The organism is Saccharomonospora azurea NA-128 (assembly GCF_000231055.2).
In the GTDB taxonomy this organism is placed as follows: Bacteria; Actinomycetota; Actinomycetes; order Mycobacteriales; family Pseudonocardiaceae; genus Saccharomonospora; species Saccharomonospora azurea.
Genome location: NZ_CM001466.1, coordinates 1,376,105 through 1,392,294, shown reverse-complemented (window position 1 = coordinate 1,392,294; position 16,190 = coordinate 1,376,105). Strand labels below are relative to the sequence as shown.

Here is a 16,190-nt window from a genome sequence, read left to right as displayed (position 1 = left end):
CGAGAAGCTGGCGTCCTGCCATTGTCACGCGTCGCCGACGTCCCTGCCATCCGTGCTGCGGCGCTCGCCGGTGGTCGGCGCCGCCGGGTGCCCGCCTGCCGAGTACGGCTCGGTGCGGGCACCCGGCGGGGGTCAGCTGGTGATGTCCTTGGTCGCGAAGCGGCGGGCCGCGAGCAGGCCGAACACCGCCGCGTACAGCACCGCCGAGAGCACACCGCCGGCCATGTTCGTCCAGTCGACGTCCGTGGCGATCAGCTCCATCCACGCGAAGGAGAAGTGCGTGGGGAGGTAGTCGCGCAGGTCGCCGAGGGCGGTGATCTGGTCGAGGATCTGCGAGAGGATCGACACGAGGACCGTGCCGCCCACCGCGCCGAGCGGCGTGTCGGTGGACACGCTCAGCAGCAGGCCGAGCGCGGCCACCCAGGACAGTTGGATGATGATGTAGACCGTGCCGAGCGCGATCGCGACCACGCTCGCGCCGAACGACACGGAGTCGCCCGTGGGACTGATCGCGTTGCCGGCGCCGTACCACACGACGCCCACCACGAGCGCCACCAACGGCAGCAGCGCGAGCGTCAGCGCCGACAGCAACGCCGAGGCGACGGCCTTCTGCCGCAGCAACCGATGTCGCGGTACCGGGATGGCCAGCAGGTACTTCATGCTCGACCAGGACGCCTCGCTGGCGATGGTGTCGCCGAAGTACAGGGCGACGATCATCGGCAGGAGGAACGAGCCCGAGACCAGCATCGCCACGACGACGAAGTTGGGCGCGCTGGCCGTGGCGAGATCGATGAACGCGCCCGACCTGCGGTTCGGGTTGGCGTCACCGATCTCGAAGGCGATCACCAGGATGATCGGCAGCAGGGCCACGAGCGCGAGCACCAGCTGCGTGCGGCGCCTGCGCAACTGCCGCCGCAGCTCCACTCCCAGCCGCAACGTCCGGCCGGGCCGGTAACCCACCACGCCACCGTCGCGGCCCACCTCGGTGCTCGGGGAGCCGGCCGCGCTGAGCTCGTCCAGCGCGGCCGGGTCGGTGTGCACACCCGCGGACGCCAGGGTGTCGGGCTTCTCGGCCTTGCTCATCGGTCCTGCTCCCCTTCTCCGACCAGCTGGAGGAAGGCGTCCTCCAGCCGGCGCCGCGGGCCTGCCTGCTCGACCGCCACACCGGCCCGCACCAGGGCGGCCACGGCGGCCGATCGGGGCAGACCGTCGAGGTCGGCGTGGACGACGCCGTCGTCGACCTGCGCGTTCACCACGCCGTCGGTGTCGCGCAGCACCTTCACCGCGGTGTCCGGGTCGTCCACCCGGAAGCTGGCCTCCCCGCCCGCGGAGGCGATGTCGCCGACCTCGCCCGAGGCGACCAGCGAGCCGCGGTGCATGACGACCACATGCGTGCAGGTCTGTTCGACCTCGGCGAGAAGGTGACTCGACACGAGGACGGTGCGCCCGGTGGCGGCGTAGCGGCGCAGGACCTCACGCATCTGGTGGATCTGCGGCGGGTCGAGACCGTTGGTGGGTTCGTCCAACACCAGCAGGTCGGGCAGGCCGAGCATCGCCTGGGCGATCGCGAGTCGCTGCCGCATGCCCTGGCTGTAGGTGCGCACCCGACGGTGTACGGCGGAGCCGAGTCCCGCGATCTCCAGTGCCTCGTCGAACCGGGCCTGCTCCTCCGGACGACCGGTGGCGGCCCAGTAGAGCTTGAGGTTCTCGGCACCGGAGAGGTGCGGCAGGAAGCCCGAGCCCTCGACGAACGAGCCGATCCGGGACAGGACGGGCGCTCCGGGCGAGATGGTCCGGCCGAAGACGGTGATGTCGCCCTCGGTCGGCTGGATCAGGCCCATGAGCATGCGCAGCGTGGTGGTCTTGCCGGCGCCGTTGGGGCCGAGCAGACCGAGCACCTGCCCCCGTTCCACCCGGAACGAGAGGTCCTTCACGGCGGTCAACCCACCCGGATACGACTTGGTGAGGTTGCGGATCACCAGCGGCGTGTCGGCGAGCTCGGGGTCGACCTGGTGCGAGCGCTTGCGCCGGACCGCGGCGACGACCGCGACGAGAGCCACCGCGACGAGCACCCCACCGATGCCCAACAGCTGATTGACGGGCCAGCCCGAGGTCATCGTGGTGCCCGGAACGAGCGGAACGGACACGGCCGAGTCGCCCGCGAGGGAGATCCGGTAGGACGCCGGGTCGGTGGGCGTGGCGTAGGCCTGGTCGGTCGTGCCCACCACGAGTTGGAGGCTGTGGCCCGCTTCGACAGGGCGCACGACGCCGGGCAGCGTGACCGTCACCTCGACCGGCGACCCGTCGTCGGGCAGGGCCGGGATACGCACCGGGGCGATCGCGTTGCCGGGCAGGGTGCGGGATCCGTCGGGGTTGACGTCGTACAGCTTCACGAACAGGACGGCGTCCTGGCCCCGGACCGCATCGGTCGCCGCGGCGACGTTCAGGGTGACGGTCGGCGCTCCGGTGATCAGCACCTGGGACTCGACCGGCTCCGACGTGAACGTGGCGGCCTGGCCGGGCGGGTCGATGGTGAACAGGCCCGACAGCCGCGACGAGTTCGCCACGATGCCGTTGAGTCCGGGAATGCCGCTGACGGCCGAGGGGGTGGCGCCGGGTGGGCGTTGTGCGACCTGCTCGCTGCCAGCGAGCTCGATCCGCCGCCGCTCCGTCGGCTCGCCGTGCAGGCCGGGGTAGCCCTCGGCCTCGACCGTGCGCACGGAGGGCGTGCCGTTGGTGCGCAGCGCGCCTTGCACGTCGTAGGCGAACCGCGTGCCGTCGGCGTCGCCGTTGCCGGTCAGGTGGTGGTCGAGGAAGTCCGCGATCGTGGTGCGCAGCTGGGAGCCGGGCACACCTCCGTCGTGACCGCCGGTGTACCAGATGACCGAGACGTCGCCGCCGGCGTCGGTGATCTGACGGGCGTTCGCGTCGGCCTGGTCCAGTCCGAACAGGGTGTCGGACGTTCCCTGCACCAGCAGCGTCGGCACCGTGACGCGGTCGGTGACCGACACGGGCGACACCCGGCGCAGCAGGGCCTGCGTGTCCTCGTCGGCGACCCCGTCGGTCGCGACGTCGGTGTAGGCGGCGCACACCTGCTCGGTGAACCGTCCGCACGGCTTCGCCGCGGCGTCGGCGGAGGGAAGGCCAGGGCGGGGAACGGGAACACTCGCACCGGAGGTGCCGCCGGGAACCCCTCCGGCGTCCTCGTTCTCCTCCGGATCGTCGCCCGGCTCGGGGGCTTCGGCGCTGGGGCCGGACGGCCGCGCCGGGCCGAGCCCGGCCGCGAACAGCGTTCCCGCCCACGCCTGCTTGAAGACGCCGGCCTCGGAGAACGCGCCCGGCGCCGGAGTGGAGTCGTCGACGGAGCCCGGGGTCGCACCGTTGGGCAGCAGCGCCTGCGCCAGATCGTTGTACGTCATCACCGGAGCGATGACGTCGATCCGCTCGTCGGTACCGGCGAGCAGGAGGGCGAGCGCACCGCCGTACGAGGCGCCCGTGACGCCGACGCGCGGATCGCCGTCCTGGTCGAGCTGCACCTCGGGGCGGTCGGCCAGGTAGTCCACGAGCTGTGAGGCGTCGGCGACCTCGTAGTCGGGATCGTTGAGGCCGATCTCACCGGTGCTGCGGCCGAAACCGCGCGCCGAGTAGGTCAGCACGACGAACCCGCGCCCCACCAGCTCCTCGGCTTCGCGGGCGACGCTGTTCTTGTCGCCGCCGAACCCGTGCGGCAGCAACACCGCGGGCGCGGGCGTCCGATCCGGCACGTACATCGTGGTGTCCAGCTGCACGCGCTCGGCGGATCCGGGTGCGGCGGCCACGTCGATGACGGCCTCGTGAGCGGTGTGCGCGGGAGGCGCGTCGTCGTCGACCCACACCAGCGCGGCCGTGGCGAGGACGGCGGCCACGGCCACGAGTGCGAGCAGTCGCGCACGCTTGCCGCGGAGCTTCAGGGTTCGGGGCACGTTTGCAACACTATTGGGCGTTTCCCGCAGGTTCTCGTCGGGTCACGGTCGGAGGTGTCGCGAAGGCGCACCGTGTTCGCCGCATGTGATCGATCTTACGTGCTCCGCGCCGGTGACTCTGCCGACCACCACTGGTCATCCACGGTCACAGCCGAGAAGATGGTGGGCGTTCGTGGAGGGGAGTATTCCTTCGCGGCGGTGTCGTCAACACGGCTGTCTTCGCTTGACACCCGGCGCCGTCGGCCGGCACACGAGCCGGTGGAAGAGACCTCCGGTATTGGCCACTACGCGCTGACCGGAGGTTGGCATACATGAACGTGCCCGTATGGGTGTGGTTCGCGACGGTCGGAGGCCTTCTCCTCCTCATCGCCCTCGACCTGGTGATCGTCGACCGTAAGCCGCACAAGGTCACCACCGGTGAAGCCGCTCGCTGGGTGATCTTCTACGTGTCCTGCGCCGTGCTCTTCGGCATCGGGGTGTGGGTCCTGGCGGGGCACGACCCGGGCGTCGAGTTCTTCACGGGCTACATCACCGAGTACTCGCTGTCGGTCGACAACCTGTTCATCTTCATGGTGATCATGGCGTCGTTCCGGGTGCCGTCGATCCACCAGCACCGCGTGTTGCTGATCGGCATCCTGCTGGCGCTGGTGATGCGCGCGGCGTTCATCGCGGTCGGCGCCGCGCTGATCGCGAAGTTCGTGTGGGTCTTCTTCGTCTTCGGTGCCTTCCTGATCTTCACTGCGATCAACATGGTGCGGGAGAAGGACGAGGACGACGAGTACAACGAGAACGCGATGACCCGGTTGGTGCGCAAGCTCTTCCCGGTCACGCCGGACTACGTCGGCCACAAGATGTCGGTCAAGCAGGACGGCAAGCGGTACCTCACGCCGATGTTCGTGGTGATCGTCGCGATCGGCAGCGCGGACCTGCTGTTCGCCGTCGACTCGATCCCGGCGATCTTCGGCATCACACAGGATGCGTACCTCGTGTTCACGGCCAACGCGTTCGCGCTCATGGGTCTGCGCCAGCTCTACTTCCTGCTCGGCGGACTGGTCGCCAAGCTCGTCTACCTGTCCTACGGCCTGTCGGTGATCCTCGGCTTCATCGGGGTGAAGCTGGTGCTGCACGCGCTGCACGAGTACGACGTCACGCCGGCCTGGCTGGAGATCAACAACTGGACGTCGCTCGGCGTGATCGTTGCGGTCCTGACCATTACGACCGTCGCGAGCCTCCGGAAGGCCAAGCGGGACCCGAGTGTGACGAGCAAGCTGAAGCTCGACGTCGACGCGCCCGAGGAGGAGACGCGGGAGCCGTCGCGCGACGGGTGAACCGTTACCTTCGCTAACGAGTTGGATTAGAGTGTCGGTCCATGCGTCCCACAGATCTCGACCGCATGGCCGTTCCTGGTCGTCCGACGTTGCGGGGCGAGCTGCTGCTGACCGCGGTGGCTCGCCCCGATCCGGGCACCGACACCTACCGCAGCTCCCTCGTCCGCGTCGGGCCGGGCGGGGCCGCGCCGTGGACCCACGGTGAGCGGGACAGCGCCCCCTCGATCTCCCCGGACGGTCGGTGGGTGGCGTTCCTGCGCGCGACCGGCTCGGACTCCCCGCAACTGCACGTGATGCCCGCGGACGGCGGTGAATCGCGCCGGCTCACCGATCTTCCGCTGGGCGCCGGAGCGCCGGTGTGGGCCCCGGACTCCCGCCGCATCGCCTTCACCGCGCGCGTTCCGGAACAGGGCCGCTACGGCACGGCCGCCGACGGCGAGAACGCGCCTCGCCCCGAGGCCGAACGCCCGCGCCGGATCACCCGCTTCGACTACCGCCTCGACGGCGAGGGCTTCACGCGCGACCGGCCGCGACGGCTCTTCGTCGTCGACGTGGAGGCCGACGGGCCCCTGGGCACGGACGACCTCGCGCCCCTGACCGACGCCACGGCGAGTGTCAGCGACCCGGCGTGGATTCCGGACTCCACCGGCGTGCTCGTCGTCGCGCCCCGGGACTGGGACGCGCAGGAGACGCTGCACGACGACCTCTACCTGATCCCCATCGAGGACGGCGACGGGCCGGAACTCCTCGTGCGCTGCCCGGGCGGCGCGACCGCGCCCGTGATCGCCTCCGACGGCACGGTCTACTTCTACGGCACCGAGTTCGACGGTCTGCACGCCGTCGCCCGCAACACCGGCCTCTGGGCGACCTCGCTGCAGGAGCCGACGACCCCGCGCCGCCTCACCGACGCCGAGACGGTCGGCTGCGACGCCTCCGCCGGGCCGCCGGTTCCCCGTGACGACGACGTGCTGGTGGCCGTCCGCCATCGCGGAGCCGTCGAGTTGCGCGGCGTTGCCCGCGACGCGGCCGACGCCACGTTGGACACCCTGCCGCTCGTGGCGGGGGAACGGGCCGCCGTGCGGTCCTTCGCCGTCGACGGTGACCGGATCGCGGTCGTGCAGGCCGGGCCGGCCGACCTGGGTGAGGTCGTACTCCTCGAACCCGGCTCCAGCCGCACGCTCACGGACTTCTCCGCCCCGCTCCGGGAGGCCGGGATCAGGCCGGTCGAGGAAGTCACCGCCACGGCGCCCGACGGCTACCCCGTGCACGGTTGGGTCGTGAAGCCGGAGGGCGACGGTCCGCATCCCGTGCTGCTCGTGGTGCACGGCGGCCCGTTCGCCCAGTACGACTGGGGACTGTTCGACGAAGCCCAGGTCTACGCCTCGGCCGGGTACCTTGTCGTGCTCCCCAACCCCCGCGGCTCCGCCGGATACGGCGAGTCGCACGCCCGCGCGATCGTGGGCGCGCTCGGCACGGTGGACGCCGACGACGTGCTGGCCCTGCTCGACGCCGCCCTGGACAGGCCGGACGCGGACGCCGACCGCGTGGGCGTGATGGGCGGGTCCTACGGCGGTTTCATGACCGGATGGCTCGCCGCCCACCACGGGCACCGGTTCCGCGCCGCGTGGAGCGAGCGCGCCGTCAACGCGTGGGACTCGTTCACCGGCAGCTCGGACATCGGCTGGCACTTCTCCGGCGCCTACGTGGGCGACGACCCGGAGGAGCAGCGCCGACGCAGTCCGCTCACCTACGCCGATCGCATCCGCATCCCGTTCGCGGTCGTGCATTCCGAGCAGGACTGGCGCTGCCCTCTCGAACAGGCGCAGCGGATGTTCGTCGCGGTCAAGAAGGCCGGGTGCGAGACGGAGCTGCTCCTGTTCCCCGGTGAGGGGCACGAACTGACGCGCTCCGGTCGGCCTCGCCACCGAATCCAGCGGTTCGACGCGGTGCTGGACTGGTGGCAGCGGCACCTCCCGGTCAGTTGACCAGCACGTAGTTCAGCTCCTCGCACACCCGGGACAACGGCACGTCCAGTCCCGGGTGGTCGAGGGGGAGCAGGACGTCGGGCACGGAGGGCAGCGCGCCTCCGGCGGGCGGGTCCCACAGGCAGACCGCGGGCTCGCCCGCGTCCATCGACGAGCGGTACCAGACGCCGTCGAGGTCTCGGTAGGCCGAGCGGATGGCCCGAGCCCAGGCCTGGGTGATCTTCTTCGGGCCGCTGGAGATCTCCTGCGAGGCTCCGACCCGGGTCGGCCACAGGCCACACAGGTCCAGAAGCCGCAACGTGCGTGCGGGGCGGACGACCACGAGGTGCGGCCCCCGCGTCTTGCGATCGACGGTCGACGTCGTCTGGTAGACCTCGGCCACACTCGTCCGCACCGACAGGCCGAAGTACAGCACCCCGTTGTGCGGGTCGGTGACCATCTCCCCGTGCCGCGGCTGCTGCGGGTCGAACCGGCCGTGGGGCAGCGGGCCCGTGTAGCGGAACGTGTCCCACTGCTGCGGGTGCCGCCCGTGGGCGGTGTAGACCCGCACGAGCCGGGTGTTGGGGTGGACGGCGACGATGTCTTCGGCAGGGCGGAGCGCGTTGACCAGTACGGCCCGCGACGGCGGCCGGGGCAGTCTTGCCATGAACTGTGACTAACCGATCCGGGTCCCGGGTCAGACGGGCGTGCCGAGGACGGAGGCCAGCTCGGCCACGTACTCGGGGTCGCCGCCCGCGAGCAGCCACTGTCTCGGAGTGGCCGGTCTGCCGTTGATCACCAGTTCGGTCTGCGGTGTGCTCATGAACGCGGCGACGACCAGAGCGGGCTGGTCCTCGGGGACCGAGCGCAGCACGACGTCCAGGCCGGGCAGCACGCCGCTGGGCGTGAACTGCCACGCGGGCAGACGCCAGCCGCCCTGCGCCTTCCAGCCGGTGAGCCGGCCTTCCTTGAGCCTGTGGCGGATGCGGCTGTCGTCGACTCCCAGCAGCGACGCCGCTTCCCCGACGGTGAGGGCGGAGTCGGCGAGCACGGCGTGGGCGGCCACGGTCCGTGCGCGCGCGTCCTGGTCGTCGTCGGTGGCGGGCGAGAGGTCGAGCCCGACGTCCTGCAGCGCCGCCCGTTGTTCGGCGGAGAAGTAGTGCGCGGGGTTGGGGCTCGGCGGGGACAGGCGCTTGGCCGCGTCCTCGACCAGCGCCAAGAACTCGGAGGGGTCCACCTTGAGCCCCGCCTTGGCCAGAACGTTCTTGAGAGCGATGGTCGTCATGCGCCTAGCGTAACCCGGATGTGCGGGTTCGTGCGCTTCCGCGCGGTGACTAAACCCAAGTTCACCGTTTTCGACACACACCGCACAACACTAAACACAGATTGTAGCGACGCGCTCAGCTTGCCCGGGTCGGGTTGCTCTGTCCAGCGGCGCTGTCCCCGGGGAAGTTCACCCGCTCGGCCTCCGGCTAGCGTCGACGCTGTGAGCGATGTGATCGACAGCGTGTCCTGGGTCCTCGTTCGGGATCGCCGGTTGCTGACGGTGCGGACGAGCGGCAAGGAGAAGTTCTACCTGCCCGGTGGCAAACGAGAGCAGGGCGAGAGCGACGTCGAGTGCCTGTGCCGGGAGATCCGCGAGGAGCTCGGAGTGGATCTCGACCCGCGCAGTGCCCATCGGTTCGCGGTGCTGGACGAACTCGCGGACGGCTACACCGACGGGCGCCGGGTGCACATGACCGCCTACACCGCGCGGTACGAGGGCGAGTTGCGGCCGGGCCGCGAGATCGCCGAACTGGCGTGGCTCGCGGCGTCCGAGGCGCACCGTTGTCCGCCCGCCGGACGCCGGGTCCTCGCGATGCTCGCCGAGCGCGGCGAGATCGACTGAGCACCGGGGCGCCCGCGGTGAGCGCCCCGGTCCTCGAAGGGCCGGTCGAGGGCGTCGTCGCCTCCAGCGCCCGAGAGCCATGCGGCGAGTGCCTCGTGATGGGCGGCGATCACGTCCGTGACGTCGATGGCGTCCGTCACCAGCCCCGCTCGCGCCATTCCGCGAGCTTGCCGCGCTCGGCACCCAGCGTCGAGTCGTCGCCGTGGCCGGGGTAGAACCACGTCTCGTCGGGAAGCTGAGCGAAGATCCGCTGCTCCACGTCGTCGATGAGCGAGGCGAAATTCTCCGGTGAGGTGGTCTTGCCGACACCGCCCGGGAACAGGGAGTCGCCGGTGAAGAGGTGCGGATGCCCCTTCGGGTCGCGGTAGAGCAGAGCGATCGAACCCGGCGTGTGCCCGCGGAGGTGGATGACCTCCAGCGTGATCTCCCCGACGCTGAGCGTGTCGCCGTGCTCCACCAGGATGTCCGGCGGAACGGGCAGCGGGTCGGCGTCCAGCGGGTGCACCACGGTGTCCGTTCCGTAGGCGCCGGCCAGTGCGCCCAGCGCCTGCCAGTGATCGGCGTGCTGGTGGGTGGTGACGATCGTCCGCAACGACGGGCGGTCCGGCCCGTGACCGATCAGGTCGGACAGCCGCTCGTACTCGTTGGCGGCGTCGATGAGCAGGGCCTCACTGGTGGCGCGACACACCAGCAGGTAGGCGTTGTTGTCCATGGGGCCGACCGACATCTTCGTGATGGTCAGCGCGTCGAGCACCCGCCGCGCGGCGGCACCGGGTTCGACGTGTCCGGTGTAGTCCTCGGTGACGTTCACGGTCTTACGGTAGTCAATGCGCTGTGAACCCCCCGACAGCCACCGGTCGCGGGACGTCGTTACGGTCGGTGGGCCGCGCCGTCCACGCTGGGGGGTTCATGTGACCGTCGCCGGAGGGTCGGGCACCGCGTCACGTTCGTCGCGTCGCCTGAACTGGGATCTGATCCGCGTCGTCGCCATCGTCTTCGTCATGCTGGGCCACCTCACCGGTGTGGCCGCCGTCGTTCCGGGCATCGAGGCCTACCCGCTGGAGCTGAACATCAAGTTCGGCACGGTGACCCTGCTGGTGCTGTCGGGGTACTTCATCGGCCCGACCATCCGGCGCGGCAGCGCGGGCAGATGGTTCCGGCACCGCCTGGCCCGACTGCTTCCCGCGTACCTGGTCGCCGTGGTGGTCGTGTACACGGTGGCGCGGCTGGTGGTGGTGCGGTTCAACGGCGGCACCCACCAGGACGGCCTGCTGGGTGTGCTGTTCGCCGACCCGGTCATGCCGGCCGACCGCGGCCCCGACGCGCTCCCGGCGTGGCACGTTCCGGATCTCACGGACCTGCTGCTGCACCTGACGCTGCTCCACGAGTGGAATCCCGACCCGTGGCACCGCATCGACGGCTCGTACTGGACCCTGCCGGTGCAGGTGATCGCCTTCGCCGCCGCCGCTCTGCTGTGGCGGTACAAACTGCATCGCCGGGTCGGCGCGCCCGTGCTGCTGTGGGGCGCCATGGCCGTGTCCGTGGTGTCGCCGGTGCTCAGCGTGATCGTGGAGACGGCACCCACCGCGACCGGCGCGTACCGTGCCTACCTCTTCGCCGCCGGGGTCGCGATCTGGCTGTGGCAGCAGCGTCGGTTGTCGACGACGCACCTCGTCCTGCTCCTGGTGACCACGCTCGTCATCCAGGCGTTCCGCAGCGGCGCCCCCGTGGCGCTCGTCCTCCTCGGATTCGCCGTCATGCTCGTCGCCATGTGCGCCGCCGCGCGGGGGCCGGACTGGGACGTGCCGGTACTGCGCCTGGTGCGCCGACCGGTGTCGTGGCTGGCGGGCATCAGCTACAGCCTGTACCTCGTGCACCAGCAGCTCGGCTACATCCTGGCGCGGGCGCTGAGCGAGGCAGGAATCTCGCCATGGTGGTTACGCTTGTCGATAGTGGTCGGGGCCGTGGTCGTCGCGGCCTGGCTGCTCACCGTCCTCGTCGAACGGCCGGTGCACCGGCTGCTCACCCGGCGGCGTCCCCGCAGTGCCGCGGAGGTCACACCGACCGTGGGCTCGTCCACCGCCGGCTCCCGCGACGCGCCGACCGTTTCTGTCGGGGGTGCGACCTAGCATGGGGCGGCCGACGTGTGTTCGGTCTTCCACACACCATTCTCGAAGGGATCTCGGGTGGCTGATCGCCTCGTAGTACGTGGCGCCCGTGAACACAACCTGCGTGGCGTCGACCTCGACCTGCCCAGAGACAGCCTGATCGTGTTCACGGGGCTGTCGGGGTCGGGCAAGTCGAGTCTCGCGTTCGACACCGTCTTCGCAGAGGGCCAGCGACGCTACGTGGAGTCGCTGTCGGCCTACGCGCGGCAGTTCCTGGGACAGATGGACAAGCCCGACGTGGACTTCATCGAGGGCCTGTCGCCCGCGGTGTCGATCGACCAGAAGTCCACCTCGCGCAACCCGCGTTCCACGGTCGGCACCATCACGGAGGTCTACGACTACCTGCGGCTGCTGTACGCCCGCGCGGGCAAGCCGCACTGCCCCCAGTGTGGCGAGCCGATCAGCAAGCAGACCCCGCAGCAGATCGTCGACCAGGTTCTTGACATGGAGGCGGGAACACGGTTTCAGGTCATCGCGCCGGTCGTGCGGGGTCGCAAGGGCGAATACGTCGACCTCTTCTCCAACCTGCAGCAGCAGGGCTTCGCGCGGGTCCGGGTGGATGGCACGGTGTACCCGCTGTCCGATCCGCCCAAGCTGAAGAAGCAGGAGAAGCACGACATCGGCGTGGTCGTCGACCGGCTCAGCGTCAAGCCCAGCGCCAAGCAGCGGCTCACCGACTCGGTCGAGACCGCGCTGCGCCTGGCCGACGGCCTCATCGAGCTGGAGTTCGTCGACCTCCCGGAGGGCGACCCGCACCGCACGCGGGGCTTCTCGGAGAACCTGGCCTGCCCCAACGGGCACCCGCTCGCGATCGAGGACCTCGAACCGCGGTCGTTCTCGTTCAACGCGCCCTACGGCGCGTGCCCCGACTGCACCGGCATCGGCGTCCGCAAGGAGGTCGACCCGGAGATGGTGGTGCCCGACGACGAGCTCTCGCTCGCGGACGGCGCCATCGCGCCGTGGTCGGGCGGCCAGAGCGCGGAGTACTTCCAGCGACTGCTGGAGTCGTTGTCGACCGCACTCGGGTTCCGCATGGACACGCCGTGGCGGAAGCTGCCCGCCAAGGTGCAGAAGGCGGTGTTGCACGGCGTCGACGAGCAGGTGCACGTGCGCTACCGCAACCGTTACGGCCGGCAGCGTTCGTACTACGCGAGCTTCGAGGGTGTCATCCCGTTCCTGGAGCGGCGGCACGAGCAGACCGAGTCCGAGTGGGCGCGGGAGCGCTACGAGGGCTACATGCGCGAGGTGCCGTGCCCCACGTGCCAGGGCACCCGACTGAAGCCCGAGATCCTCGCCGTCACGCTCGAACACCAGGAGTACGGCGAGCGCTCCATCGCCGAGGTGTGCGCGTTGTCGGTGGCGGAGGCGTCGGAGTTCCTGGACGGGCTCCGGCTCGGCCCGCGCGAGGCGATGATCGCCGGTGCGGTGCTGAAGGAGATCCAGGCCCGGCTGCACTTCCTGCTCGACGTCGGCCTCGACTACCTCTCCCTCGACCGCGCGGCCGGCACGTTGTCCGGTGGCGAGGCGCAGCGCATCCGGCTGGCGACGCAGATCGGCTCGGGACTCGTGGGCGTGCTGTACGTCCTCGACGAGCCGTCGATCGGGCTGCACCAGCGCGACAACCACCGGCTCATCGACACGCTCTCGCGGCTGCGGGACCTCGGCAACACGCTGATCGTCGTCGAGCACGACGAGGACACGATCCGGGCCAGTGACTGGGTCGTCGACATCGGCCCCGGTGCGGGCGAGCACGGCGGACTCATCGTGCACAGCGGCACCTACGAGAAGCTGTTGCGGAACAAGAAGTCGCTCACCGGCGACTACCTCGCGGGCCGTCGTTCCATCGAGGTGCCCGCCGAACGCCGGGTCGCCGACCCGAAGCGGCAGCTGACGGTGGTGGGCGCGCGGGAGAACAACCTGCGCAACATCGACGTGTCGTTCCCGCTCGGCTGCCTCGTCGCGGTCACCGGTGTGTCGGGGTCCGGCAAGTCGACGCTCGTCAACGACATCCTGGCGACGGTGCTCGCGAACAAGCTGAACAACGCCAGGCAGGTCCCGGGACGGCACAAGCGGGTCAAGGGGCTCGACCACGTCGACAAGCTCGTGCGCGTCGACCAGTCGCCGATCGGCCGCACCCCGCGGTCGAACCCGGCGACCTACACCGGTGTGTGGGACCACATCCGCAAGCTCTTCGCCGCCACCACCGAGGCGAAGGTCCGCGGTTACCAGCCCGGCCGGTTCTCGTTCAACGTCAAGGGCGGGCGGTGCGAGGCCTGTGCAGGCGACGGCACCATCAAGATCGAGATGAACTTCCTGCCGGACGTCTACGTGCCCTGCGAGGTCTGCAAGGGCGCGCGGTACAACCGCGAGACGCTCGAGGTGCATTACAAGGGCAAGACCGTGGCCGAGGTCCTCGACATGCCGATCGAGGAGGCCGCCGAGTTCTTCGAGCCGATCAAGGCGATCCACCGGCACCTGCAGACGCTGGTCGACGTGGGGCTCGGTTACGTCCGGCTCGGGCAGCCCGCGCCGACGCTGTCCGGCGGTGAGGCGCAGCGCGTGAAGCTGGCGAGCGAACTGCAGAAGCGCTCGACGGGCAAGACGGTCTACATCCTCGACGAGCCGACCACCGGGCTGCACTTCGAGGACATCCGCAAGCTGCTCGGCGTGATCAACGGGCTGGTCGACAAGGGCAACACGGTCATCGTGATCGAGCACAACCTCGACGTCATCAAGACCTCCGACTGGGTCGTCGATCTCGGCCCCGAGGGCGGTTCGGGCGGCGGCACCGTCATCGCCGAGGGCACGCCCGAGGACATCGCGGCGACCGAGGGCAGCTACACGGGCGAGTTCCTCGCGCCGTTGCTGGAGGTCTGATCCGCCGGAGCGCGGGGAACCCGGGACCATGTCGACGACCCGGTACCGGTTCCGCACGCGCTGGTGGTTGCCCGCCGATCAGCGGACCGTGTTCGCGGCGCTGACCGATCTCGCCGACTATCCACGGTGGTGGCCCGACGTGCGATCGGTGCGGCACCTCGACGAGGACGCGGCCGACGTCCGTGTGCGGTCCACGCTGCCGTTCACTCTGGCGCTCGTGCTGCGGAGACGGGAGCAGGACGAGCGAACCGGTCGTCTGGTGGTCCGCATCGGCGGGGACCTGTGCGGTGTCCTGCGGGCGGAAGTGGTTCCGGACGGGCTCGGAACCCGCGTCGACTTCGACCAGGAGGTCGAGGTGGCGAGCCGCCTGCTGCGCGTGCTGTCGCCCTGGCTCCGCCCGGCCTTGCGGCTCAACCACGCGGCGATGACGCGGCGCGGTCGGAGGGGGCTCGCACGACGTCTCGCGGGCGACCGGAGCGGCCACCCGCGAGACGCGTGTCGATGAGCTCAGACGTGGGACGGCTGCGGTTCGGCGGTCTCCTTGGCGGAGTCCTTCCCGGCATCCGCCGCGTGGTCGTCCACGAGCGTCGCCTCGTTGAAGGGCTCCTGACCCGAGAGCACGCGCGAGAGCCGTTCGCGGTCGAGTTCCTTGGTCCACGAACCGATGAGAACGGTCGCCACCGCGTTGCCCGCGAAGTTGGTCAGCGCGCGGGCCTCCGACATGAACCGGTCGATGCCGAGGATGAAGCCCACGCCGTCGACGAGTTCGGGCCGGTGGGACTGGAGTCCACCCGCGAGCGTCGCGATCCCCGCACCGCTGACTCCCGCGGCACCCTTCGACGCGATGATCATGAACACCAGCAGGGAGATCTGCTCGCCCACACCGAGCGGGCTGCCCTGTGCCGTCGCGATGAACAGGGTGGCCATCGTCAGGTAGATCGCGGTGCCGTCCAGGTTGAACGAGTAGCCCGTGGGGACCGTGATGCCCACGACCGGCTTGCTGACCCCGACGTGCTCCATCTTGGCGATCAGTCGCGGCAGCGCCGACTCCGACGACGACGTCGACACGATCAGCAGGAACTCGCGGCCGAGGTAGCCCAGCAGCCTGAAGATGTTGACCCGCGCGCCCAGCCACAGCACGGCACCGAGCACGAGGAAGACGAACAGCAGGCAGGTGACGTAGAAGCCGATCATGATGACGGCCAGGCTGCGCAGCGCGTCCCAGCCGGTCTCGCCGACGACGGCCGCGATCGCGCCGAACGCGCCCACGGGCGCCGCCCACATGATCATCGCCAGGATCCGGAACACCAGGCGCTGGATGTGCTCGATGCCCCGCAGGATCGGCTGGCCGGTACGGCCCATCTTCTGCAGCGCGAACCCGGCGAGCAGCGCCACGAGCAGGGTCTGGAGCACCGAGCCTTCGGTGAACGCCGAGACCATCGTCTCGGGGATGATGCCGAGGAGGAAGTCGACCGTTCCTTCGCCGCCCTCCGCGCTCTCCTGCGCCACCGCGGCGGCTTCGGGGTCGAGCTGCATGCCCTCACCGGGGTGCAGCACGTTGCCGACCACAAGCCCGATACCGAGGGCGAACGTGGACATGAGCATGAAGTAGCCGACGGCCAGCAGGCCGACCTTGCCGACACTGGCCGCCTTGGCGACGGAGCCGATGCCGAGCACGATCGTGCAGAAGATGATCGGGCTGATCATCATCTTGATCAGGGCGACGAACCCGGTGCCCAGGGGCTTGAGTTCCGTGGCCACGTCGGGCGCGGCGAAGCCCACGATGACGCCCAGCACCACCGCGGCGATCACAGCGATGTACAAGTAGTGCATCCGGTCGCGACGCCGCGGCGCGGGTGCGTCCGTGGGCGACGGTTCAGGCAACGTTGCCTCCTCGAAGTACTGACGGGTAATCGTGACGACTATGGGAACCGTGCGGCCGCGTGTCACGATTGTGTTCATTTCGGTCGCGAACTCGTTCTCGCGACGTGTGGTCTCATGAA

12 protein-coding genes are annotated in these 16,190 nt (G+C 70.1%); 6 read left to right on the top strand and 6 right to left on the bottom strand.

Annotation, left to right across the window (positions count from 1 at the left end):
* Window positions 1-132: 132 nt before the first annotated feature.
* Entirely contained in the window at window positions 133-1,083 is a 951-nt protein-coding gene (locus SACAZDRAFT_RS06270) for an ABC transporter permease (protein ID WP_005439765.1), read from the bottom strand.
* The gene (locus SACAZDRAFT_RS06265) at window positions 1,080-3,962 is read right to left on the bottom strand and encodes an alpha/beta fold hydrolase (protein ID WP_005439763.1); all 2,883 of its coding nucleotides are present in this window, start codon (window positions 3,960-3,962) and stop codon (window positions 1,080-1,082) included. Before SACAZDRAFT_RS06265 ends, SACAZDRAFT_RS06270 begins: the two co-directional genes overlap by 4 nt.
* A 311-nt stretch (window positions 3,963-4,273) precedes the next feature.
* Between SACAZDRAFT_RS06265 and SACAZDRAFT_RS06260 the strand changes: the two genes are divergently transcribed.
* Both SACAZDRAFT_RS06260 and SACAZDRAFT_RS06255 read left to right on the top strand, forming a co-directional pair.
* The gene (locus SACAZDRAFT_RS06260) at window positions 4,274-5,290 is read left to right on the top strand and encodes a TerC family protein (RefSeq protein WP_005439761.1); all 1,017 of its coding nucleotides are present in this window, start codon (window positions 4,274-4,276) and stop codon (window positions 5,288-5,290) included.
* 41 nt (window positions 5,291-5,331) lie between these two features.
* Window positions 5,332-7,275, top strand: a complete 1,944-nt coding sequence (locus tag SACAZDRAFT_RS06255; RefSeq protein WP_005439759.1) for a S9 family peptidase — start codon at window positions 5,332-5,334, stop codon at window positions 7,273-7,275.
* On the opposite strand, the gene SACAZDRAFT_RS06250 is transcribed toward SACAZDRAFT_RS06255, so the two are convergent.
* Together SACAZDRAFT_RS06250 and SACAZDRAFT_RS06245 are read right to left on the bottom strand one after the other, a co-directional pair.
* A complete protein-coding gene (locus SACAZDRAFT_RS06250; RefSeq protein WP_005439757.1) occupies window positions 7,268-7,921 on the bottom strand; it encodes an RES family NAD+ phosphorylase in 654 nt (217 codons plus the stop codon). The genes SACAZDRAFT_RS06255 and SACAZDRAFT_RS06250 overlap by 8 nt on opposite strands.
* Before the next feature lie 30 nt (window positions 7,922-7,951).
* Window positions 7,952-8,539, bottom strand: a complete 588-nt coding sequence (locus SACAZDRAFT_RS06245) for a MerR family transcriptional regulator (RefSeq protein ID WP_005439755.1) — start codon at window positions 8,537-8,539, stop codon at window positions 7,952-7,954.
* A 210-nt stretch (window positions 8,540-8,749) separates the two neighbouring features.
* On the opposite strand from SACAZDRAFT_RS06245, the gene SACAZDRAFT_RS06240 reads away from it, so the two are divergent.
* Window positions 8,750-9,142: an NUDIX hydrolase gene (locus tag SACAZDRAFT_RS06240; protein ID WP_040927926.1), complete on the top strand. Its 393-nt coding sequence runs from the start codon at window positions 8,750-8,752 to the stop codon at window positions 9,140-9,142.
* A gap of 136 nt (window positions 9,143-9,278) precedes the next feature.
* On the opposite strand, the gene SACAZDRAFT_RS06235 is transcribed toward SACAZDRAFT_RS06240, so the two are convergent.
* Window positions 9,279-9,953, bottom strand: coding sequence for an MBL fold metallo-hydrolase (locus SACAZDRAFT_RS06235; RefSeq protein WP_005439752.1), 675 nt, complete (start codon window positions 9,951-9,953; stop codon window positions 9,279-9,281).
* Between the two features lie 100 nt (window positions 9,954-10,053).
* On the opposite strand from SACAZDRAFT_RS06235, the gene SACAZDRAFT_RS06230 reads away from it, so the two are divergent.
* The 3 genes from SACAZDRAFT_RS06230 to SACAZDRAFT_RS06220 are packed head-to-tail and all read left to right on the top strand — an operon-like array spanning window position 10,054 to window position 14,692.
* Entirely contained in the window at window positions 10,054-11,271 is a 1,218-nt protein-coding gene (locus tag SACAZDRAFT_RS06230) for an acyltransferase family protein (RefSeq protein ID WP_005439751.1), read from the top strand.
* Window positions 11,272-11,328: 57 nt separating this feature from the next.
* Window positions 11,329-14,187, top strand: a complete 2,859-nt coding sequence (gene uvrA, locus SACAZDRAFT_RS06225) for an excinuclease ABC subunit UvrA (RefSeq protein ID WP_005439750.1) — start codon at window positions 11,329-11,331, stop codon at window positions 14,185-14,187.
* 28 nt (window positions 14,188-14,215) lie between these two features.
* A complete protein-coding gene (locus SACAZDRAFT_RS06220) occupies window positions 14,216-14,692 on the top strand; it encodes an SRPBCC family protein (RefSeq protein WP_005439749.1) in 477 nt (158 codons plus the stop codon).
* A 2-nt stretch (window positions 14,693-14,694) separates the two neighbouring features.
* On the opposite strand, the gene SACAZDRAFT_RS06215 is transcribed toward SACAZDRAFT_RS06220, so the two are convergent.
* Window positions 14,695-16,020, bottom strand: a complete 1,326-nt coding sequence (locus tag SACAZDRAFT_RS06215) for a cation:dicarboxylate symporter family transporter (RefSeq protein WP_040927684.1) — start codon at window positions 16,018-16,020, stop codon at window positions 14,695-14,697.
* Window positions 16,021-16,190 lie beyond the last annotated feature (170 nt).

Excerpts from the sequence above, each read along its gene's own strand:
- SACAZDRAFT_RS06270 (WP_005439765.1), bottom strand. The coding sequence starts at position 1,083 with ATGAGCAAGGCCGAGAAGCCCGACACCCTGGCGTCCGCGGGTGTGCAC.
- SACAZDRAFT_RS06215 (WP_040927684.1), bottom strand. The coding sequence starts at position 16,020 with ATGCACTACTTGTACATCGCTGTGATCGCCGCGGTGGTGCTGGGCGTC.
- SACAZDRAFT_RS06255 (WP_005439759.1), top strand. The coding sequence starts at position 5,332 with ATGCGTCCCACAGATCTCGACCGCATGGCCGTTCCTGGTCGTCCGACG.
- SACAZDRAFT_RS06250 (WP_005439757.1), bottom strand. The coding sequence starts at position 7,921 with ATGGCAAGACTGCCCCGGCCGCCGTCGCGGGCCGTACTGGTCAACGCG.
- SACAZDRAFT_RS06260 (WP_005439761.1), top strand. The coding sequence starts at position 4,274 with ATGAACGTGCCCGTATGGGTGTGGTTCGCGACGGTCGGAGGCCTTCTC.
- SACAZDRAFT_RS06220 (WP_005439749.1), top strand. The coding sequence starts at position 14,216 with ATGTCGACGACCCGGTACCGGTTCCGCACGCGCTGGTGGTTGCCCGCC.
- SACAZDRAFT_RS06245 (WP_005439755.1), bottom strand. The coding sequence starts at position 8,539 with ATGACGACCATCGCTCTCAAGAACGTTCTGGCCAAGGCGGGGCTCAAG.